Raw genomic sequence first — 21738 nt, 5'->3', positions numbered from 1 at the left:
CGCATCCGTAGGTCGGGCCCGAGGTCGATATTCAATGGATCTTGCGCAGCGTCTAAGTCATCTTGAGACGGTTCATGAGTGGCACGGGCTCGTCGAGGAGCTCGAGAAGGGGATCGCATCCGAAACGGATGTGATCATAAAAGCAGCTTACCACCTCAAGCTCGGGCAGGTGCTTGAGGATAAGTTCCTCCAGTCCGTGAAAGCGCTTAAGCACTTTCAGGATGCGTACAAGCTCAATCCTGCGCTTCTGGATGCCTTGGCCCATGCCCGCGCGATCTATTGGGATCTCGGCAAGGTCAACATGGTGCAGAAGCTGCTTGAACTCGAGCTTCGCAATACGCCGGAGGGGGAAGCTGCTGCTCTTCTACTGCTCGAACTAGGCGATGTCTTGTCAGATGCCGGAGACTTCGAGCGTGCAGCGGCGACCTACGCCAAAGCTCTGGGCACGACGAACGGTACGAGCGAAGCGGCCCGCACTCGATTGGAGGATACTCAGGTCGGTGATGACTCATGGGAATCACGAGTTGAGGCGCTGATCGCGGCCGCACAAGAAGCGCCCTCAGCACCCGAACGTCGCGATCTCTATCTGCGAGCAGCCCGCTTGGCGAAGCGGTTTGACAAGGTCAGACTGGAAGAACTGCTCGCCAAGTCGTACGAAGCCGAACCGTCCAATAAGCAAGTTGCCGCCCTGTTCGAGGGACTGTTGGTCGAGGAGGAGAGGGTCCAGACGATCATCGACCTTCAGCGCAGGATACTCGAGAAGCGCTCTGGGGAGCAGCGCGCTGCCGCTGCGTTCAAATTCGGTGTTCGCTGGGCAACTCGACACCAGAATGTCGATGTCGGCTCAAAATTGCTGGCAGAATCTCTCGTTCTGGATCCTCACAATGATGCTGCGTTCGCTTACCTGCGTGAATTGTGGGGAACAAAGGAAAACAACTGGGAGCGTGTTCTCGAGCTAGCAGAATCGACGGCCGAGAGTCAGAGCGCCTCGCCCTTCGTTGTCGCCCAGGCCGGGTCGATCGCTTGGCGGCAGCTCGGCAATCTGATGCGTGCGCGTACGTGGTTTGAGAGGCTTGCTGCGCAGACGCCGGAGCATCCGACTCTGAGGGCTTTCGAGGCTCAGATTGGAGAGCGATTGACTGGCAGCACGGCAATGCCAGACACCGCCGTCTCCGACGTGAAGACCACGACGGAGGGTAAGGTTGTTTTGGCAGATGACACGCAAGCCGCCCTTTTGAGCGAGGAAGAGTCGCGCTCATTGCCTTCGACTGCGATCCCCGAGGAGGAGCATACTGACGCTGCAGGTGTCTCCGAAACCGGAGTTGCATCGGCGCTCGTTGGCTCAAGTGTAGATAGCAACGCGTCCGATGAGGGGGCATCAGCGCCACTCGCTGCTAGTTCAGTACAAGCTGCAGCGGAGGTGGAGGCGGTGCCTGCTGAAGAGCCAAGCGCTCCGACGCAGGATGATTCTGCGGCTCTTGAACTCAAGCTGGAGGAGTTGCGAGCTAAAGCGCAAAAGCAAGAACAAGCCAAGCGCTATAACGAGTACGTCAAGTCGCTGATCGAGATTGCTGAGCTAGTCGTCGAGCCGGCCGAGAAGATCGAGAGTTACGAGAAAGCAGCAGAACTCTACACAACGAAATTCTCGAACGCCGCCGAGGCAGTCAAATGCTACGAGTCAATCCTAGCATTGGATGGTGACCATCAAACCGCAATAGACTTCCTTCGTCAAAGCTACGAGAAGCGTCGGGACTGGGAGAAGCTCATCGGCTTGATGAGGCGAGAGGCATCTCAGCTGCCTGAGGGCAGCGAACGTGCCGCCAAGTACCTAGAGATCGCCAAGCTCGCAACCGAACGGGTCAAAAAGCCGGAGGTTTGCATCGATCTCTGGGACGAGGTCCTCCGAAACGATGCCGAGAACGTCGAGGCCCTGAACGCTTTGTCGTCGCTCCACGAGCGAGCAAAGGACTGGGAAGCGCTGTCGCGCGTTTTGCGGCAACAAGTCGATATCACCTTCGACAGCAATGCCAAGCAGCAACTGCTCGCCAAGCTCGGCGCACTCTACGGGGAGCGTTTGAATGACGACGCCGCTGCCGTGGAGGCCTGGCGACAGCTTTTGACCTTGAATCCTCAGGATCGCAAGGGGCAGGAAGCCCTCAAAAAGCTCTATTTGAAGCTGGGTCGCTGGGATGACATCGAGATTTTTTACGCAGAAAGCGGCAAGTGGGACGAATTCATTCGAGTCCTAGAGGCGCAAGAAGCGAAAGAATCGAACGACGAAGCCAAGATAGGAATGCTCCTCAAGGTCGCGGAGCTCTATCTGGTTCAGAAGCAGAAGGCGGATCGGGCTGCACGGGCCTATGAGAAGGTACTTTCAATTGAACCCAATCATCTCGCTGCTGCCGAAGCGCTCATCCCGATTTATACCCAAGCCAACAACTCGAAGGGATTGGCTAATTCAATCGAGGTGAAGCTGTCGCACGACCAAGAAAACAGCACCCGTCTAGAGCTGTACCGAGAGGTCGCCGGGCTCTACGAGCTGAAGCTGAAAGACTCTCAACGGGCGTTCGAGCGGTATCTCTTGGCCTTCAAGCTGGCCCCTGAGGAAGATCGCTCGACCGACGATGTCGAACGTTCTGCGCGCCTCACGAGTGGCTGGGAAGCATTGATCTCTGCCTACTCCGATGTGGTGAGCGCTGCGGAGGGGGCTGGCGATGCAGTGCTGGCGATTGATCTTCGACTGCGACTCGGCCGCGTCCTTCTGGATGAAGTGAAGCGTGTAGACGAAGCACTTGCTCAGTTCCGCGCCGTCTACGATGTTGACAGCGAGAATACTGCCGCAATTGGTGCGCTGGAGAGATTGTACCGAGAGACAGGGCGGTTTCAGGAGCTGCTCGAGATCTATCGTAAGAAGCTGGATCTGGTCACGGACCGCGAAGAGCGGAAGCAAATCCTCTACGCGATTGCGGAACTCTACGAAGGGGAGCTTCGCGACGCCGCCCAAGCCATCATCACCTACTGCCAGGTGTTGGACGATGAGCCCATGGATGGCCAGGCGCTTGCTGCCTTGGACAAGCTCTACCGTGAGCAAGAGCAGTGGGAATTCTACGCAGATGTTCTGCGTAAACGAATCGAACTTGAGCAGTCGGACTCTGCCCTCATCGATCTGAAACTGCGACTCGGAACGACGCTCGAGAAGCACCTGGAGGATTCCAGCGGTGCACTCGAGAATTACAGAGAGATTCTGTTCCTCGACTCCTCCAATGACGCCGCGCGTGTTTCCCTCGAGGCATTGCTGGAGAATGAAGACCTGCGTGCGGAAGCAGCTGCAATCCTGCAGGGAATCTACGAAGGGCGAGGCGACTGGGAGAAGCTCATTCAGGCGCTTGAGATTCTTGCCGCGGCTGAAGTCGAGCTGGCGGCTAGGGTCACTCTGTTGCGGAAGGTTGCACGGACTGCAGCCGAGAATCTGGGTGACCTGAACCGAGCTTTTGATGCGCAGGCCCGTGCTCTCAAGGATGACCCTTCTCACGCTGACACGCGCGCCGAACTGGAGACGCTAGCTGCCCAAGCGAGTGCATGGGACCGGCTCGATAGCATCTTCAGTGAGGTTGCGGAGTCACTCAGTGACGCCAGGCTGAGCCGGGAATACTGGATGCGGTTGGCGGGCATCCATGAACGCCTCGGAAAGGTCGATGAGGCAGCAAATGGGTACCTGCGGGTCCTCTCGATCGACCCGGCGGATGACGAAGCTCTCGCAGCAATGGATGCTCTTTACAGACGTACTGAGCGGTGGAGTGATCTCATCAGCGTTTTCCGTAGGCGAATCGAGCTGGCACACGAGGCCGAAGAACGTGAGTCCCTCTATGCTCAGCTCGCTGAGGTTTATGACCAGAGACTCGGTCAACCGGAAGAAGCAATCGCGGCTTATCGAGAGGTGCTGACGCAGGATCCGGCAAGCCTGGCCGCATTGACCTCCCTCGACAGTCTCTTTCTTCGCCAGGGAATGTGGGAGGAACTGGCCGACAACCTGGAAGCGCAGCTGAATCTCGCTGTCGAAGAGTCGCAACAGATCCGGCTCATGCTTCGCCTTGCTGCATTGCGCGAGTCGAAGATGCAGATGGTCGAGTCGGCCATTGATATCTACAGCCAGGTCCTCGAACGTGAGCCCACGAACGCCGAGGCCTTGGTGGAGCTCGAACGCCTGGGCAAATCGATCGAGCACGAGCTAGCGATTGCCGAGATACTTGAGCCTCTCTACCGTCAGTCGGGTGATTATCCCAAGCTGATTGGTGTTCATGAGGTTCAAGTTCGCAGGAGTGACGATGTCACTCGGCGCGTCGAATTGCTGCATCAGATTGCCGTCTTGTACGAAGATGCCGGTGGTGATCTCAACTCAGCGTTCAATACCTACGCCCGAGCGCTGAAGGAAGATCCGGCATCCGAGGCGACGCAGCAATCGATCGATCGTCTTGCGCGGGCGATCGGACGTTTTGCAGACTTGGCTGCGGTCTACGAGATGCTCGCTGGAGAGCAAGCGGAGGCCGACCTTGCGAGTTCCCTCTATACGATGAGCGCGCAGGTTTATGAGCAGGATCTCGGGGAACTCGATAATGCGATCAAGCATTATCGACGTGTCCTGGAGATTGATGCTTCCAACCTGTACGCTGCAGAGTCACTCGAAAGAATTTTCCGAGCGGCCGAGCGTTATGAGGAACTGTCGCAGATCCTCCAGCAAAAGGCAGAGATCGTTGACGACCTTGAGGAGAAGAAAGCCGCTCTATTCGCTTCCGCCTCGATCGAGGAAGATGTGCTCGAGCGGCATGATCCGGCGATCGCTGTTTACGGCAAGGTTCTAGAACTCGACTCGGAGGAGCTCAGGGCAATCGATGCGCTGATCAAGCTCTACCTGGGCCTCAGCCGCTGGCAGGAGCTTCTCTCCGTTTATCAGCGCAAGGCGGACCTCGTCATCGACCCCGACGAGAAGAAGAGAATTTACTATCAGATCGGCGCCGTGTACGAGCGAGAGCTCGGTGATGTCCAGAATGCTATCGACACCTACACCCGCGTTCTCGAGCTAGACCCCGACGACCTGCAGGCTCTCGGTCGCCTCGACGTTCTCTATCAGACGTCCGAGAACTGGCCGGAGCTGCTCAGCGTGCTTCAGCACGAAGCCGAGATCGCCTCCGATCCTGCTGAAAGCACCAGCTATCAGTACAGAATTGCGGAGCTTTACGAGAAGCGCCTGGAAGACGTTCCCAGGGCAATCGAGTTGTACCGCGATTTGCTCCAGCAGATGCCCGACCACGAGCCGGCTCTCCTGGCTCTGGAGGCGCTCAAGAGCGGAGCAAAAGAACCTCTCGGCGCGGCGTTGGTTCTGGAGCCAATCTACGATGCCGCGGGAGAATGGCAGAAGCTGGTCAGCGTGCTCGAGGTACAGGTTGCCGGCACGGATGATTCCTACGCGAAGGTAGATCTTCTACACCGCATCGCCCGACTCGCCGAGGAGATGCTTGGAGAGCACGCATTCGCATTCGAGACCTACGCCCGAGCTGTCTCGTTCGATGTGGCGAACGAGGACTCTCTGTCGAACCTCGAGCGGCTCGCGATGATCGTGAACCGGTGGCAAAACGTGGCCACCATCTACGATACGGAACTCAATCGGCTGGGGGACGAGCCGGATCGCTTCGTCGAGCTGGGCCTTCGGCTTGCTCAGATTTTCGAGACTCAGCTCGAAGATGTCGACAATGCCGTCGCGCGTTATCGACGAGTTCTCGAGGTGGAGCCGGAGAATCGAACGGCGATTACCGCTCTGGATCGCCTGTTCACTGCCACCGAGCGCTGGACCGATCTTGTCGATATTCTGGTTCGGGAGGCCGAGACTGGGGATACGCCTGAAGAGATTCTTGAGTTCAAGTATCGCTTGGGCGTCGTCTATCAGACCCGTTTGAATGATCTGGGCGCAGCGATTGCTGCCTATCGCGATGTTCTCCTCGCGGCACCGGAGCACATCCCAACTCTGGAGGCGCTCGAAGGGCTCTTTGCGACCGGGATAAAGCAGATCGAGATCGGCGAAATCTTGGAGCCGCTCTACCAGTCAGCGGGAGAGTGGGAGAAGCTCTCCGGCGTCCTTGAAGCCGAGCTGACTCACTTGAAGGAGGAGAGTGAGCGACTGGCGATGTACTACCGTCAAGCGGAGCTCCACGAGGAGCGCCTTCTATCGCTCGACGGTGCTCTCAGCGTCTACATTCGCGCGCTCAAAGAGTATCCGCGCGACGAGAAGACCTTGGAGGAGGTCGAACGTCTAGCTGGCTCTGTCGACGGTGGCTGGGAAATGGCTGCGAATGCGTATGCCGATGTTCTCGGTGTGCATACCAGCGACAATGAAGTTCAGACGAGTATCGGCAAGCGACTGGCGCGGGTCTTCGAGCACGAACTCGGTGACGCCGCAAAGGCGGAAGAGACGTACCGGTACGTGCTCGGCGTCGAGCCGCTGGAAGCGGAGGCGCTGGAGAATCTCGACCGTATCTACACGATGATGGAGCAGTACCCGGAGCTCGCGAGTGTTCTCGAGCAACGAGTACGAGCCACAGAGGATGAACTCGAACTCGTCGAACTGTACCTGAGACTCGGTCAGACTTACGAGGAACGTCTATTCCAGAACGACGACGCGATTCGAGCCTTCAAGCGCGTCTTCGACGAACTGGATAAGACGAACGACCAAGCGATTCAGGCGCTCGAGAGGATCTACACGAACACGGGCGCGTGGGTGAACCTCCGCGTGGTGCTCCAACGTGAGCTCGAGAACGCTCTAGGTGACAGCGAGCAAGGTGACATCCTTGCAAAGACTGCGCACCTACTGGCCGAGAGACTCAATGACATCACTGGCGCGGTCGAGACATGGAAGCGCGTTCTGGATCTGCGTGGTGAAGATCCCGAGGCTCTCGGAGCACTGGCTGATCTTTACGAGCGCATGGAGCAGTGGGCTGAACTCTGCGACGTTCTCGAACGGCATTACGACAATGCCGCCGATGATGAAACCAGGGTGGCGGTGCTCCTGCGTCGCGCCAAGTTGTTCAATGAGCGCCTTGGACGCGATGAGTCGGCACTCGACGACTACAACCGCGTTCTCGACATCGATTACGCCAATCTCGAGGCCCTCTATGCGATCGCTGCCATCTGGCGCAAGCGAGGTGATGCCAACGAGCTGGTGAGCATCCTGCACCAGACAGTCGATCGCGCCCGCGAGCTGCTGCCTGTAGAGAACGTCGTCGCTCTGTTCCGCGAGCTGGGCACGATCTACCAGCACACGCTCCAGCAGCCCTACGACGCGATCGATGCTTGGCGTAAGTTGCTTGAGGTCGACCCGCGTGACTTCGAAGCAATGGCCGCCCTCGAGAATCTCCTCCGTGCAGAGGAGCGATGGGAGGAGGTCATCGAGGTCAAGATGGGCCGCGCGGCCGCCTACGAGGCGCCTGCCGAGCAGGTCCGCGAGTACCTGGAGATCTCCTCTCTCTGGGAAGTGCAGGTTGGCGACAAGGATCGCGGCACTCTCGCTTACGAGCGGATCCTCGAGATCGAGCCCACCCACGATCAAGCGTACTTCGCACTCGAGGAGCTACATGGCGCAGCCGGCCGTGCCGAGCCTCTGATCGAGCTCTTCCTGGCGCGCCTGGAAACGCGAAACGAGATTCCCGAGAAGACAGACATTCTTCGAAAGGTTGCCCGCGTCTTCGAGGAGCAACTCGACGACAAGCCGCAAGCCTTCGACGCCTTGCTAACGGCCTTCGAACTCGACTTCGAAGACATGGAGACCGTCCGCTATCTCGAGCGAATGGCAGCTGCGACCAACCGATGGCCAGAGCTGGTCCAGACCGTGAATGGCTGGCTCCAGCAACAGCAGGACGCGCGGCAGATCATCACCCTCTGCCTGCGTCTGGCGAAGTGGTACGCCGAGGATCTCGGACACCCCGAGTACGCTCAGCCTTACTACCAGAAGGTCCTCGAGAAGGATCCGAACAACGTCGCTGTGCTGCGCCTCATGGCCAACTTCTTCAAGAAGACGGGCCAGTGGCAAACACAGGGACAGACGCTCACCAGCGCGCTGAATGTCGCGGTTCTCGACGTGGATCGTAAAGAGATCCTGACCGAGCTCGGCGAGGTCCTCGAAGGCAAGATGGGCGACGTCGACCAGGGGATGAGCTTTTACAAGCGAGCCCTCGACGTTGATCAGCTCCACCTTCCCGCTCTGGAGGCACTCGAGCGAATCTACACGGAGCGTGATCAGCCAACGGAACTCGTCGACATTTTGCTGCGGAAGGCGAAGGCGCTCACGGAGCCTGCGGCGATCGCGGCGGTCAAGCTGCGCACAGGCGGTCTGTACGAGACCACCCTGGGACAGATTGACCGTGCAGGCGCCGTGTATCGAGAGGTTCTCGAGATTGACGGAGCGAATCTGCTCGCAATGCGTGGTCTCGAGCGCGTCTATGGCTCGACGCAGCAGTGGCCGGAGCTGGTCCGCGTCCTCGAGATGCAGCTCGACGTCGTGGCCACGGAGCGCGAACGGATCGACGTTCTGATGAAGATCGCGAGGATCCAGGAGGAGCAGTTCCTCAAGCCGGACCTCGCGGCGCAGCGGCTCGAGCAGGTCGTCGAGATCGACCCCAACAACGAGCTTGCACTCGAGGCACTGGAGCGGTGCTACCGACGGCTCCGACAGTGGCTCGATCTCATCAACGCTTATGATCGGCACATCCAGGCCACGCTCGATCGCGGCAAGAAGGTCGAACTCTGGAGCCAGACCGCAAAGGTCTACGCCGAGGAGGTCCAAGACATCGATCGAGCGATTGATGCGTACCTGAACATCGTCGATCTCGACGACGCGAACATCCCTGCGCTCGAAGCGCTCGCGAAGCTCTACGAGAAGCAGGACGAGATTGCGAAGGCCATCGACTACATGTCGCGGGTCGTCGAGCTCACGCCCGACGGCAAGCAGCGTGTCGAGATGTACTACCGGATCGGCAAGCAGCTCGACGGGCTTGGTGATCGGGTGCAAGCGCAAGAGCGTTTCGAGATGGCCCTCGATCTCGATCCGCGTCATCTACCCACGCTGGGGGCCCTCCGGGCCATTGCAAGCGATGCTGCAGACTGGGACGCCGCAGCTCGGTACCTCGAGCAGGAGCAGATGTACACGGAAGCTCCCCGTGCTCGGGCGAAGCTCCTCGTCGAACTCGGGAAGCTGCGGGATGAGGTCATCGACGCTCACGATCTCGCGGTGCAGGCCTACGAGATGGCCTTGCAGTCGGACGCCGAGAACGAGGACGCAGCAATGCCCCTCTTCAAGGAGTACGTCGCGACCTCTCGCTGGTCCCAGGCGGAGCCGCTCGGTGAGATGCTCGTCCGCAAGGCCGGAAAGCGAGATCGTGCGGAGCAGCTCGATCTCCACAAGGCCTTCGGATCGGTGCTCGAGCAGCTCGGCAAGAACGAGCAGGCGCTCAAGGCCTATCAAGCCGCTCACACGCTCAATGTCACGGACATGGAAGCTGTCCGTGGCCTTGCAGACGTGACCTTCAAGCTGCAGGACTGGCCCACCGCGCTGACGAACTACCAGAAGGTGCTCGCCGCGACTGAGGAGGCGGACACTGACACGCGGACCACCATCTACTTCAAGCTTGGTGCCATCAAGCAGGCTCAGGGCCAGGCGAAACAGGCGATCAACAACTTCGAGAAGGCACTCGGGATCGATCCTTCCCACGTGCCTACCCTCGAAGCGACCGTCGCCGTTTACGAAGGCCTGAAGGACTGGAAGCAGGTCTGCCACTACAAGCGGCAGATCCTCGACGGCATCATGGATGGTGGTGAGCGGTTCAAGCTGCTCAACGACATCGCCGACATCTGGATAGAGAGAGAGAACAACACCCCCAAGGGTGTCGAGGCTCTCGAAGAGGCACTCGATCTAGAGCCGCAGAACCACGTCCTGCTCCACAAGCTGCTCCAGCAGTACCAGAAGACGGGACAGTGGTCGCAGATGGTGGATACCCTCCAGCGGATCGCCGACATCGAGCCTCAGCCCGATCGGCGTAGCCGTTATCAGTTCACGATGGCGCAGATCTTCCGAGACAAACTCGATGATCAGATGCGCGCCGTGGAGCTGTTCAACGAGGCGCTGGACCTGAACCCCGGGTTCCTGGAGGCATTCGAACGGATCGACAAGATCCTGACGACACTCAAGGAGTGGAAGCAGCTCGAGCGCGCCTACCGCAAGATGCTCCACCGCGTTGCCGGTAAGGGCAACACGGACCTGGAGTTCAAGCTGTGGCACGCCCTCGGCCTCATCTACCGTGATCGGCTCGGTGACCGGACGGCATCGAGCGAAGCGTTCAAGATGGCCTCCAGGCTGAAGCCGGAGGACATGACGGAGCACCAGATCCTCGCCGAGATCTACGAGCAGTCAGAGCAACTCGATGGGGCCATCGCCGAGTACCTGGCCATGGTCAAGATCGATCCCATGCGCGTGGATCCGTACAAGCGCCTGTACCGCCTGTACCTGGACAGCAAGCAGTACGACCCTGCCTGGTGCATCGCGGGAGCGCTCGCTTTCCTGCGCAAGGCCGACCAAGAGGAGCAGCAGTACTACGAAGACTACCGCCCCCAGGGGCTGATCCAGGCGAAGAGCCGGCTCGACAACGAGCAGTGGATCAGAAACCTCTTCCACGAAGAGGAGAACCTCTATGTCGGGAAGATCTTCGAGATGCTTGCTGGCGCTGCCCTGCAGGCGAAGATCAAGACGCTCGAAGCGCAGAAGCAGCTCCCGGTGCTGGACGCGCGTTTCCGTCAGGATCCCGCGACGTCGACGGTCACGTTCGCGCGCACCTTCGGGTGGGCTGCCAATGTGCTCGGACTGCCTGCGCCTCTCCTCTATGTCCGTAGCGACGTGCCCGGTGCGCTCGTGGCGGTGCCGAACCCGCAACCTGCGTCCGTCGCTGGACAGACGGTGCTCACCGGCTTCTCTCCGCAGGAGCTGACGTTCATTTGCGGCAAGCATCTCTCGATGTACCGCGGTGAGCACTACATCAAGACCCTGTTCCCCACGGTGACGGAGCTGACCGTGCTCCTCTTCGCCGGAATGAAGCTGGTTGCGCCGGAGACGCCGGTCCCGCCGGACATCGAGAAACAGATCATCGCTACGGCGCAGCAGCTTCGGCAGTTCATGCAGCCGATGCAGCTCGAAGGGCTGCGGATGGTGGTGAAGAAGTTCCTCGCGGAAGGCGCCAAGGCGAACATCAAGCGCTGGGTCCAGTGCGTCGACATCACGGCAGCGCGGGCTGGTCTCCTGCTCTGCGCCGACATGGAGATCGCCCGGAAGATCCTCGCCGCAGAGCCGCAGCAGCCGGGCGATCTGCCGCCTCAGGACAAGCTGAAGGAACTGCTCGTGTTTGCCACCAGCGAGCAGTACTTCGCGCTACGGCACACGCTGGGTATCTCCATCGGCGAGTGAGTTTCCCTCTCCGGGAGTCATCCGGCCTCTGGATGCCTCCCGGGATTGCGCCGCGACCTCCCTCTCGGCGCTGTACCATCCCTCTCATCCTGTGCCTCATGAATGCCAACCTCGTGGCATCCATGACAGGCGACCTCTGCGAAGTGCCTCGCAGGCCGCCTGCGGCTTGACGATGGGTTTCAGGTCATCGACGATCGCGCGTGGTGGCGTCTTCTTCGTCGCTCGTTCGCCTCCCGGGCGCCGCGTCTGTGTTTGGCAAATACCGCCTGCTGGCCAAGCTGGGGCAGGGAGGCATGGCGGACGTGTTTCTTGCAGCGCATTGGGATGCGCTCGGATTCGAGAAGCTCGTCGTCGTGAAGCGCCTCAAGGCCGCCATCGCTGCCGACCCCGATGGCATCATCATGTTCCTCGACGAGGCGCGCATTGCTGCCCGGCTCAACCACCCCAACTTGGTTCAGACCCATGAGCTGGGTAGCACCGAGGACCAGCATTACATCGCGATGGAGTACCTCGAGGGCCAGCCCCTCGATCGCATCCTTCATCGTCTCGGATACGACAATTACCTCCGCATCTACCTCGCCATCCTCTCCGACGCGCTCGCTGGACTCCATCACGCGCATGAGCTGTGCGATTACGACGGGCGACCGCTGACGTTCGTTCACCGAGACGTCAGCCCTCACAACATCTTCGTGACGTACGACGGGCACGTGAAGGTGGTCGATTTCGGCATCTCCGTATGGCAGCAGCGGACGGCCGATAAGACCCACACCGGGATCGTGAAGGGCAAGATCGCCTACATGTCCCTCGAGCAAGCCTTTTCGCCGAATGTCGATCGTCGTGCCGACCTCTTCGCCGTGGGCGTCATTCTCTTCGAGATTGGAGCAGGAGAGCGCTTCTGGGGCTCGCTCTCCGACATGCAGATTCTGCAGCGAATGTCTCTTCGTGACCTCCCGCGGCTTCGCGAACGCCGCCCGGATGCACCGGAGTCGCTGATCCAGCTCTGTGAGCGCGCGCTCTCGCCCAATCCCGAGGACCGCCCCGCGACCGCCAGTGACATGCGGGATGAGATCGAGCGTGTTCTCCAGGCGATGGGAGGACGACCCTCTCCTCAGGAAATCGGGAAGGTCGTTGCGAACGCCTTTGACGATCGAAGAGTGGAAGTCCGCACCCTCATCGGCGACCAGATCGCACGCTTGAAAGAGCTGGACGGCTATCTCCCCGATGCCTTGCCCACACTGGACGATCGCTCCGGACCCATCTCGATCAGAGGTCGATCCGCATCCCAGCGAGACGTTCTTGGCGTGCACACGACGCCGCGGACGTCGGAGGGACCCCGTGGTCCCGAGCCGGCCTCCTCCTTGGTTCCGGGATACGCTGCGAACCAGGCTCAGACGCCGCTCGCCCTCCCGACGCCGACGGACCCACCGAGCTTGCCGGTCGCTCCGCGAGGTCGGTCTCTCCGGGGGACGATCATCCTGCTTGGCGGGGCCCTCGTCGGCGCCGCAGTGGCCGGCTCGCTGGTGAGCCTACGATCGAGCATTGCGACGCCCGACACAGGCGTTTTGCCGCCCTCGGAGCCGTCCTCCGCCATCCTTCTCACCCAGCAGCCGGCGCTCGTCGAGCTGCGCATCAACGTCACACCCCATGATGCGACCATCGTGCTCGATGACGTCGCTGTCCCATCGAATCCGTTCGTCGCGCGCTTTCCTCGTGACGGAACGGGCCACCGCATCCGCGCTTCGGCCGCGGGCCATCGACCCGACGCGCGCCTCGTCGTCTTCGATCATGATGTCGACGTCACGCTTCACCTCGAGCCCAAGAACGAGCCTGAACCCACGGGCGGGCCGGGGTCTCAGCCCGTGGCAGAGGCCTCGTACAGGGCGCCCCGAAATGCTCGCACCACGACCCCTCCCGCGCCTCCGCTCGACTCACGAACACCCACCTCCGCTTCCTCGTCGAAGAGCACGCCAGCTTCTCCGCCCGGACTCAAGGTGGACTCCACCGATCCCTGGTCCAGAGGGAAGAGCCCGTGATGGCTCGCTGGCAGCCTCCGGCAGCGACGCTCCTCCTGTCCGCCTCGATCGCGCTGACGGGAGCTCACGCAGCAGGGCAGCCCCGGCCTTCCTCTCCGCCTCGGGAGCCCGTCGTACGCGCCGAGTCCGAGCTGGCGCGAGCACGAGAGCATTTTCAGCGAGGGGTCGAGTTCGCCGAGTCCGGCCAGCTCCAGGAAGCGCTCGACTCGTTCCAGAGCGCCTACGACCTCCAGCCGGCGTACCCCATCCTCTACAACATCGGCCAGGTGAGCCGACACATCGGTGACCCGGCTCGCAGCCTCCGCGCCTTCGAGCGCTACCTCGCCGAAGGAGGCGTCAAGATCGACGGCGACCGACACGCCGAGGTCGTCGCTGCCGTCGCGGCCCTACGTCTCCAGGTGGCCACCGTCCGCCTTCAAGCTCCCTCTGGCGCCACCCTCTCGGTCGACGGCGCCCCGCTCGGCTCGGCTCCCTTGCGCGACCCCGTGGTTCTCAACCCGGGCACCCACCGATTCCGCGCCGAGCTGCCCGATGCCCCACCCATCGAACGCTCCCTCCACGTCCGTGCAGCCCACACCACCGACGTGACCCTGGAGCGCCCCAGCCCGCGCCCAGCGACCCCACCGCCAGCGCAGCCCCCCCCGATCGAGCGCAGCTCCCCCCTCTGGATCGGCTGGGCCCTCACCGGCACCCTGGCCGCAGCCGCCACGGCCACCGGCATCGCCAGCATCGTCACCGCCGTCAAACTCTCCGACACCCCCTATGCGGGGCCCGACCGCCGACCTCACCCGGACGCCAGCGCTGCCACGCTCGGCGCTCGCCTCGACACCCTGGCGGTCACCACCGACATCCTCCTCGCCGCGACCGCCGCCAGCCTCGGCGTCACCCTCGTCCTCTCGCTGACCGCGCCGTCTCCACGCGCCCCGGTTCCTCCCGAAGCGCCCCGCGTTTCGCTCGGCGTGGCTCCGGGTCACCTCGTCCTCACCGGGACCTTCTGACGGAGCCCGCGTGCGCAGACCTCTTCTCCCTCCGACCCTCGCCCTCGTCTTCGCCCTCTGGCCTTCGACCGGGTGCCACCTCCTGCTCGACGGAGAACCCGCCGCGGGCATCGGCGCCCCCTGCGAACAGGACAGCCAGTGCCAGGCCGCCCAGTGCATCGACGAGGTGTGCGCCTCGCCCTGCAGCACCTCGGCCGAGTGTCCCGCCCCTGCCACCTGCACCATGGCAGGCCTCTGTCAGCTCCCTCTCCGCGCTGCCTTCGTCCACGTCGGCGACCCCGCCACCGAGCAGTGGACGCAAGCCCACGAGATCGGCCGACAGGCTGCACACGAAGCCCTCCCGTACCTCCAGACCGAGATCGCCACGAACAAGCTCCTCGCCAGCGACGCTGCGAGCGCCATCGATGACTTCGTCGCGCGCGGCTTCCCCGTGATCATCGCCACCTCGCCGACCCTCCGCGACGTTGCCGCCTTGAAGTCCGCCGAGCACCCTGGCGTCAAGTTCCTCACCTGTGGCGCACGCTCCAGCGCGACGAGCAACAACATCGCCTACAGCGGCCGCATGTACCAGGCAGCCTACCTCGCAGGCTTCGCAGCAGCCCGCCGCTCGGCCACCGATCGCCTCGGCATGGTCGCCTCCCTCCCCACCCCCTCCGTCGTCAGGTACATCAACGCCTTCACCACCGGCGCCCGCAGAGCATCTCCTGCTGCACTCGTGGAGGTCCGGTGGATCGGCTTCTGGCACGACACCTTGCCGCCCGACGCCCAGGGCAAGACCCGCGAGCGCGTCCTCACCGAAGCCCTGCTCGCGAGCGGCTGTGACGTCATCGCCCACCAGGCGGACAACGGCATTCCCGTCGCCACCGTCGCTGCCGCCAGCCTCACCGCGAAGGCCATCGGCAACAACGTGGAGGACGCCTGCCGCGACGACGCCACCTCCTGCCTGGGCGCCACCTACTTTCGCTGGGGTCCCCTCTACACCCAGCTCCTCGACGGCATCCACCGCTCGCGCTGGCCAGCGGCGACCCTCGTCGAGCTGGGCATGACCCTCAACCCGGCGCACAGCACCGTCAACTTCACCCTCAACGCGGGCTCCGGATCGAGCGAGCTGGCCATCGAGATCAGCAACCTCCTCCAGGAACTCGCAGCCGAAGGCGGCGAAACCGTCCCCTTCCTCGGCCCCCTCTGCTCCACCGGCCAGCGCGATCTCGATGCCGATGGAACTCCCGACTGCCTCGACCCGGGCCAGGCACCCGACCCTCAGGAACTCCAGCGCATGTGCTGGTTCGTCGAGGGCCTCGTCGAGAAGCAGGACCCTGCCGATCCCACGTCCGAGGATCGCCCAGCGCTCGTGCCGACCACCGGCGACTGCGCTCGCTGAACCCCGGCGCTGGCCACTCACACGTCGCGCGTCACCATCGCCTCGATCTCGTGCGGCGTGCAGCCATAGGTCTCTGCCAGCGTCAGCAGCGCGGCGTTCTGCGGCAAGCTGAACAGGAACGAGCGTGCATACGGCGTCCCCTCCAGCCCGGCCACCCGCCGCAGCAGCGGCTGCATCGCCCGCTCGACGGCTGCCCGCGCGCCCGGCAGATCCCCCAGATCCACACAAGCGTCATGCAGCGCCAGATAGATGGGCGCCTCGTTGAGCAAGCTCGGCTCTCCTGCCTCGACCAGCGCCGCGGCCTCGCGCGCCAGCTCCGCTGCGAGTTCCGACTTGCCGAAGCGCCGCTCCGCCTCGGCCCAGAAACCCAGCGCCACGGGCAGCACATCCCGGTTGTCCGTCGACCGATATGCCTCGGCCGTCAGCTTCAGCAGCGAGCGCGCGCGCGTCAGCCCCGCCGGGTCCCCGCGCAGCAGCTCCACCCCGCGGTAGAACAGCACCCCGAGCGTCACCCGATCCCGCACCACCCACATCCCGCCCGCGGCCTCGTCGGCTGTCGAGCGTGGTTCGGCGAGCAGCACATCGAATGCCGGGTCGGGCCCGAACGTCGACGTCCAGCAGAGCAGGATCATCTGCCCGTTCCGCACCGCCCCTGCGCTCCCGATCTCCTGCGCCCGCGCGATGCCGCTCTCCACTTCCTGAAGCGCTTCCCTCCGGGCGCCCATCGTCGTCAGCGCGAAGCCGACGTTCATCGTCAGCACCGCCTCCCGCTCCTGCAACCCCGCCGCCCGCGCTGCCCGTGCCGCGTTCCGCCGCGCCTCGAGTGCCGCGGCCACCTCGCCCCGCGCTTGATGCACCACCGCGCGCGTCTGCCACGCATCCACCGCCGCCCAGACGAAGTCCTCTTGCTCCGCGAGCTTCAGCAGGTGCTCTGCCTCCTGCTCCGCGAGCTGGAACTGCCCTGCGAATGCCCGACAGTGCGCCAGCACCGCGGAACACTGCGCCACCTCGTCCACCAGACCGAGTTCCCTCGACCGGTCGCGCACCGCCACGAGCCGCGCCTCCACGTCGCCCCCTGCGCCGCATGCTTGCTCGTAGCGCGCCCTCGCCCCCTGGGTGAGCAGTTCGCTCGCCTCATCGTACACGTTCTCGCTCATCGCCCGGATACCGGCCTCACGTTCGCTGGAGCGTCCGTCCAGCCGACTGTGCGCCTGCTCCATCAGCACCGCGCGCCCGAACGCCAGCACCTTGTCGGTCGCGAACACGTAAGCCCGCTCCGCCATCATCGCCGCGTCCTTCAGCGCGTTCGTCGCGAGCGCGCGCCGTGCGGCCGACTCCCAGTGACTCGCCGCCTCCTCGTGCTCCCCTCCGAGATCGAGGTGCTGCGCCACCGTCGCGCTGTCCTCGCCCATCGCGTACAGCCACCGCGCCGCACGCCGGTGCAGCTCCTTCTGCAGCTCGTCCCCCAGCGACGCATACGCCACATCGCGGACCAGCGCGTGCTTGAACAGGTACTCCCGCGTTCCCGGGAAGCGCGACCCGCCCTGCTCCACCAGCAGCTCGGACGCCACCGAGCGGCGCAGCCCCGCCGCAGGATCCCGCACCCCCACCGCGTTCAGCCCCTTGTCCCACACGGAGAGCCCGAACACGCTCATCCGCACCACCGCCTCGCGCGTCACGTCGTCGAGCGCGTCCAGGCTCACCTGGATGGCTGCCTCGATCGTCGGCGCCGTCGCCGCGTCCTTCCCGGCGGCGATCACCCGCGCCAGCTCCTCCGCGAACAGCGGCGAACCTGCGGCTTGCTGCGCGATCTGATCGAGCAGCGCGTCGTCCTGGGGCGCCATCGCCTCCACCGCGACCGACACCGGCACGCTGCTCGACCGCGACGCCGCGCCGATCACCGCCCGGGCGATCTCCCGCGTCGCCCGCTTCGCCATCGGCCGCAGCTCGATCCGCACGTGATCGCGCCCCACGAACCGCTGCCCCTCGTCCCGCCAGAACGCCGGCCGCACCATCAGCATCAGGAACAGCGGCAAGCCCGCCGCGCGCCCGAGCAGGTGGTCCAGCCACGCCACGCTCTCCGGATCCGCCCACTGCGCGTCTTCCACGAGCAGCACCCGCGGCGACGTCGTTTCGACCAGCGACAGCTCCGTCATCGACAGGTACAGCGCCTCGCGCGCACCCCGCACATCCATCCCCTCCGGGAACGGCTGGTTCGCCAGCAGCAGTGGCAACATCCCCTGATCGTCGTGGCGCAGCTTCCGCGCCCGCACCGCCTTCTCCACGGCCTCGACCGTCGCCCCCTTCGGCAACCCCATCAGCGCGCGCAGCAGATCGGCGGCGACACCCAGCACCTGCGCCCGACCGAACGCCTCGCAGCGGAGCTGAACCACCCGCGGACGCTCTGCCCGCTCCACCACCCGCAGCACCAGCTCCCGCGCGAGCCGGCTCTTCCCGATCCCTGGCGGACCCGACACCGTCACCACCAGCGGCGTCCGGTCCTCCACACACCGCTCGAACGCCGTCGTCGCCGTGATGATCTCCGCCTCGCGCCCCACGAACGGCGTCTGTCCCTCGCGCGGCCGCGAGCTGTGCCCCACCACCACCATCGCCCCGCGGGGCAGGGGATGCAGCACCTCGCCCCCTCGCGCCGGCAAGCGCGGCTCGAACAGGAACCGCCCGCGCGTGAGCTCCACCGTCGTCGCGTCGGCCACGGTCCGCCCTTGCGCCGCACCTCGCGCCAGCGCCACCGCCCGGTCCACCACCTCGCCGGCGGAGCGCGTCCGCTCCACCCGCATCCGACCCGACGCCACCCCCACCTTCCCACCGCGCGCCGCCAGCAGCATCGCCAGATCCAGCGCCTGCACCGCCTCCTGCCCGTAGGCCCGGCGCACCCCCAGGTGGGCCACCACCGAGTCCGCGCCCAGCGGCAGCGCATCGGCCCCCACCGCGCGCAGCGCGTCCAGCTCCGCCTGCCGCGCGTCTCCGGTCGCCACGTGCAGCGCCACGATCGTCGTCACCAGCCGCGTCCCCAGCACCGTCCCGGGAGGCTCCGTCGTGTGCGCGGGCGACAGGCTCGGCAGGTTCGGATCCCGCCCGATCTCCTCCAGCGCCCGCATCACCTCCCGTGCCGAACTCGGCCGCAGCTCCCGATCGGCCAGCAGCAGGGAGTGGATCAGATCATCGAGGCGCGACGGCACATCGAGGAACAGCTCCGACAGCCGCGGCGCGGGTGTCGTCGCCAGACGCACCAGCGTCGCGATCGACGTCGGCCCCATGTGGGGTGGCCGACCCGCGATCAGCTCGAACAGCGTCGCCCCCAGCGAGTACAGATCGCTCCGCGCATCGGCCGTCGCGTCGCCACGCGCCTGCTCTGGCGCCATGTACGCCGGCGTGCCCACCACCCCACCGTTGTCCGACGTGAGCAGCACGTCCTTCGACGCCACCGCCACCCCGAAATCGACCAGCTTCACCCGCAGGGGTGCCCCCTCCGGCCCCTGCTGCACGATGATGTTCGACGGCTTGATGTCCCGGTGCACCACCCCCGCCTCGTGCGCCGCCGCCAGCGCGCCGGCCACCTGCCGACCCACCTTCAGTGCCTCGTGCAGGCTGAGCTGCTCGCGCCGCTGACGCGCCTGGAGATCTTCCCCCTCCAGCCACTCCATGGCCACGAACGCGGCCCCTTCCTCCAGCTTCCGCCCTTCCGGATCGTGCGCGCTCTTCTCCAGCGTCCCGAACGCGACCACCCGCACGATGCTCGGATGATCCAGCTCCGAGAGGATCTGCCCCTCGCGCGACAGCCGCTGCTGCTCTCCCGCGTCGACCCCCGTCACCGTGATGATCTTGAACGCGACGGGCCGCCTCGTGACCACGTCCTGCGCGCGGTACACCGTCCCCACGCCGCCGCGCCCCACCTCGCGCTCCAGCCGGAACCTACCTGCGACGAGCTCGCCCGGGTCCTCCATCGACATCAGACCGGCGGTGACGGCTGCGATCGGACCGGGCGCATGGGGCGGAGAGGTTAGCCCTTCTCCCCAGGCCCACACCAGAATTCGGTGACCTTCCTGTGACACGGCCCTCCCACCCCCGATCTTCCTCACCGCCGGTCACCGTCTCCCGCCGACCGCCGCTCTTCGATGCTGGGATGCTAGGCTCGCCACCCTCGATGCTGGATCGCGTCGCCGTTCATCAGACCCGACTGCGCACCCCTGGCCTCGGTCTCGACGCCAAGGGCGTCGCGCTGGGCGCCAAGGGCCTCGTCCTCCTACCTTCCCTCGATCGCCTCGTCGCCTTCCTCGCCCTCTACACGCGGCAAGGTTCCCTGGCCGACATTCTCCGCTCGCTCGTCGTGGAGGTCGTCCGATCGAAGCTCGGCGCCCGCGAGGTCACCTTCACCTGTGCTGCCGAGAGCAGCGACCGCCTCGATCGCATCGCGGAGGTCGCGCGCCTCGCTGGCGGCTATACCTTCACCGGGACCGGCCGCCATTTCGTCCAGTACCGCGACGCCGGCGCCCCCTTTGGCTACGACATCGCCCAGATCATCCCGGGCGACGCCTCGCTCGCCCTCTACCACAACACCTTCTCGCAGACGTACGACGTGGAGCGGAAGGTCGACCTCCGCTCGCTCCTCCTCCGCCTGCAGCCCCACGTCGATCCTGCAGCGGGCCGCGAGCCCGGCGTGCGCTGGATCCTCGCCGAGGCGGGCCTCGGCCCGGCGCTCATCCAGTACCTCGTCCGCAGCGCCGTGGACGCCGAGGTCGGCGTCGCCGAGTGGCCTCCTGCCTCCAGCTTCGAGGACGCCCCCATCCGCCGCTACCTCTTCCGGCTGCCCGCCATCCCGGAGCGAATGATCCCGCTCCTCTCCACCACCCCGGGCCTCGGGTACTTCGTCCCGACCGCGCCTGGTGCTGCCGTGGAAGTCGGCCACCGCCACCCCGTGAACCTCCGCGCCTGCCCCGTCTTCGACGAAGCCGGCCTCGTCCTCTTTCGCGGCCGTGAAGAGCCTCTCGAGATCGCGCGCCTCCCGGCCTTCGGCGACGTCGGCGCCTTCGCGCGCATCGACGTGCGCCACGAAGACGTCCGCGCCGCGCCCGCGTCTGCAGCGCTGCGCCCCGACCCCGTCTCTCTCTCCTTGCGCCTGCTCCCCAGCGCCGAGCCCTGGCGCTCCGTCACCGCCTCCTGGATCCGGCCCGAGGAGATCCCCCTCTTGCGCCGCATCGCCTACGCCCTCGGCCCCGAGACCTTGCGCAAGACGCGCGTCGCCTTCACCGCCGCCGGCGCCTTCCTGCGCCACCCCACCGGCATCGAAGACATCCCCGTCGGCGAGTTCTTCCGCGAGATCCACCCTGGCTTGTACCTCCCTGCCGGCTACGACGCCGTCCCGGCGGTCGCCCCTGCCGTCCTCCACCGCGCGCTCGGCTCTCCCTCGGGCCAGGTGCTGTTCATCGCCCGCGACGGCCGCGCCCTCGGCGTGACCCAGGACGCGTTCGTGCCTCTGGAGTCGGCTCTCCTCGAAGCGCAGTCCTGGACGCCGGTCGCCGCGCACTCTGCCGGCCTCACCACCGCCCTCGCCACCGATCTCCCGGAGGTCATCCTGGGCTCGATCGGCATCCGACCGCTCCGGGATCTCTCCGACGTGCCTGCTCCTGCCATGCTCCCTGCACCTGCTGCAGCCAGGGACGGGCAGGGATCTCGGTAGCAGAGCCCAGAGACTCCAGGTCGTCAGTGGCAGAGACGGCGGTTCGTCGAAGGCCAGCGCGTCGTCGGCATCAGCGCCTGCCCTCGGCGCATCTCCTCGTCCGAGCGAGCGATTGCCGCGCGCACCTCGCT

6 protein-coding genes are annotated in these 21738 nt (G+C 64.5%); 5 read left to right on the top strand and 1 reads right to left on the bottom strand.

Going from position 1 to position 21738, the window contains the following annotated elements:
• Positions 1 to 34: 34 nt before the first annotated feature.
• The 4 genes from CMC5_RS28670 to CMC5_RS28655 all read left to right on the top strand — a co-directional run bounded on the left by CMC5_RS28670 (position 35) and on the right by CMC5_RS28655 (position 15909).
• Positions 35 to 11497, top strand: coding sequence for a tetratricopeptide repeat protein (locus CMC5_RS28670; protein ID WP_082362887.1), 11463 nt, complete (start codon positions 35 to 37; stop codon positions 11495 to 11497).
• Between the two features lie 203 nt (positions 11498 to 11700).
• A complete protein-coding gene (locus tag CMC5_RS28665) occupies positions 11701 to 13530 on the top strand; it encodes a serine/threonine-protein kinase (RefSeq protein WP_245677792.1) in 1830 nt (609 codons plus the stop codon).
• A complete protein-coding gene (locus CMC5_RS28660) occupies positions 13530 to 14528 on the top strand; it encodes a PEGA domain-containing protein (RefSeq protein ID WP_050433381.1) in 999 nt (332 codons plus the stop codon). Before CMC5_RS28665 ends, CMC5_RS28660 begins: the two co-directional genes overlap by 1 nt.
• 10 nt (positions 14529 to 14538) lie before the next feature.
• Entirely contained in the window at positions 14539 to 15909 is a 1371-nt protein-coding gene (locus CMC5_RS28655; RefSeq protein WP_050433380.1) for a BMP family ABC transporter substrate-binding protein, read from the top strand.
• A gap of 17 nt (positions 15910 to 15926) precedes the next feature.
• Here CMC5_RS28655 and CMC5_RS28650 read toward each other — a convergent pair whose 3' ends face one another.
• Positions 15927 to 19874, bottom strand: a complete 3948-nt coding sequence (locus CMC5_RS28650) for a serine/threonine-protein kinase (protein WP_245677791.1) — start codon at positions 19872 to 19874, stop codon at positions 15927 to 15929.
• 200 nt (positions 19875 to 20074) lie between these two features.
• Between CMC5_RS28650 and CMC5_RS28645 the strand changes: the two genes are divergently transcribed.
• Entirely contained in the window at positions 20075 to 21607 is a 1533-nt protein-coding gene (locus CMC5_RS28645) for a hypothetical protein (protein ID WP_050433378.1), read from the top strand.
• Positions 21608 to 21738: the final 131 nt, after the last annotated feature.

This window comes from Chondromyces crocatus, assembly GCF_001189295.1.
Lineage (GTDB): Bacteria > Myxococcota_A > Polyangia > Polyangiales > Polyangiaceae > Chondromyces > Chondromyces crocatus.
Note: the sequence above shows the minus strand (reverse complement) of the source record. Positions and strands in the feature narration are given on the sequence as shown.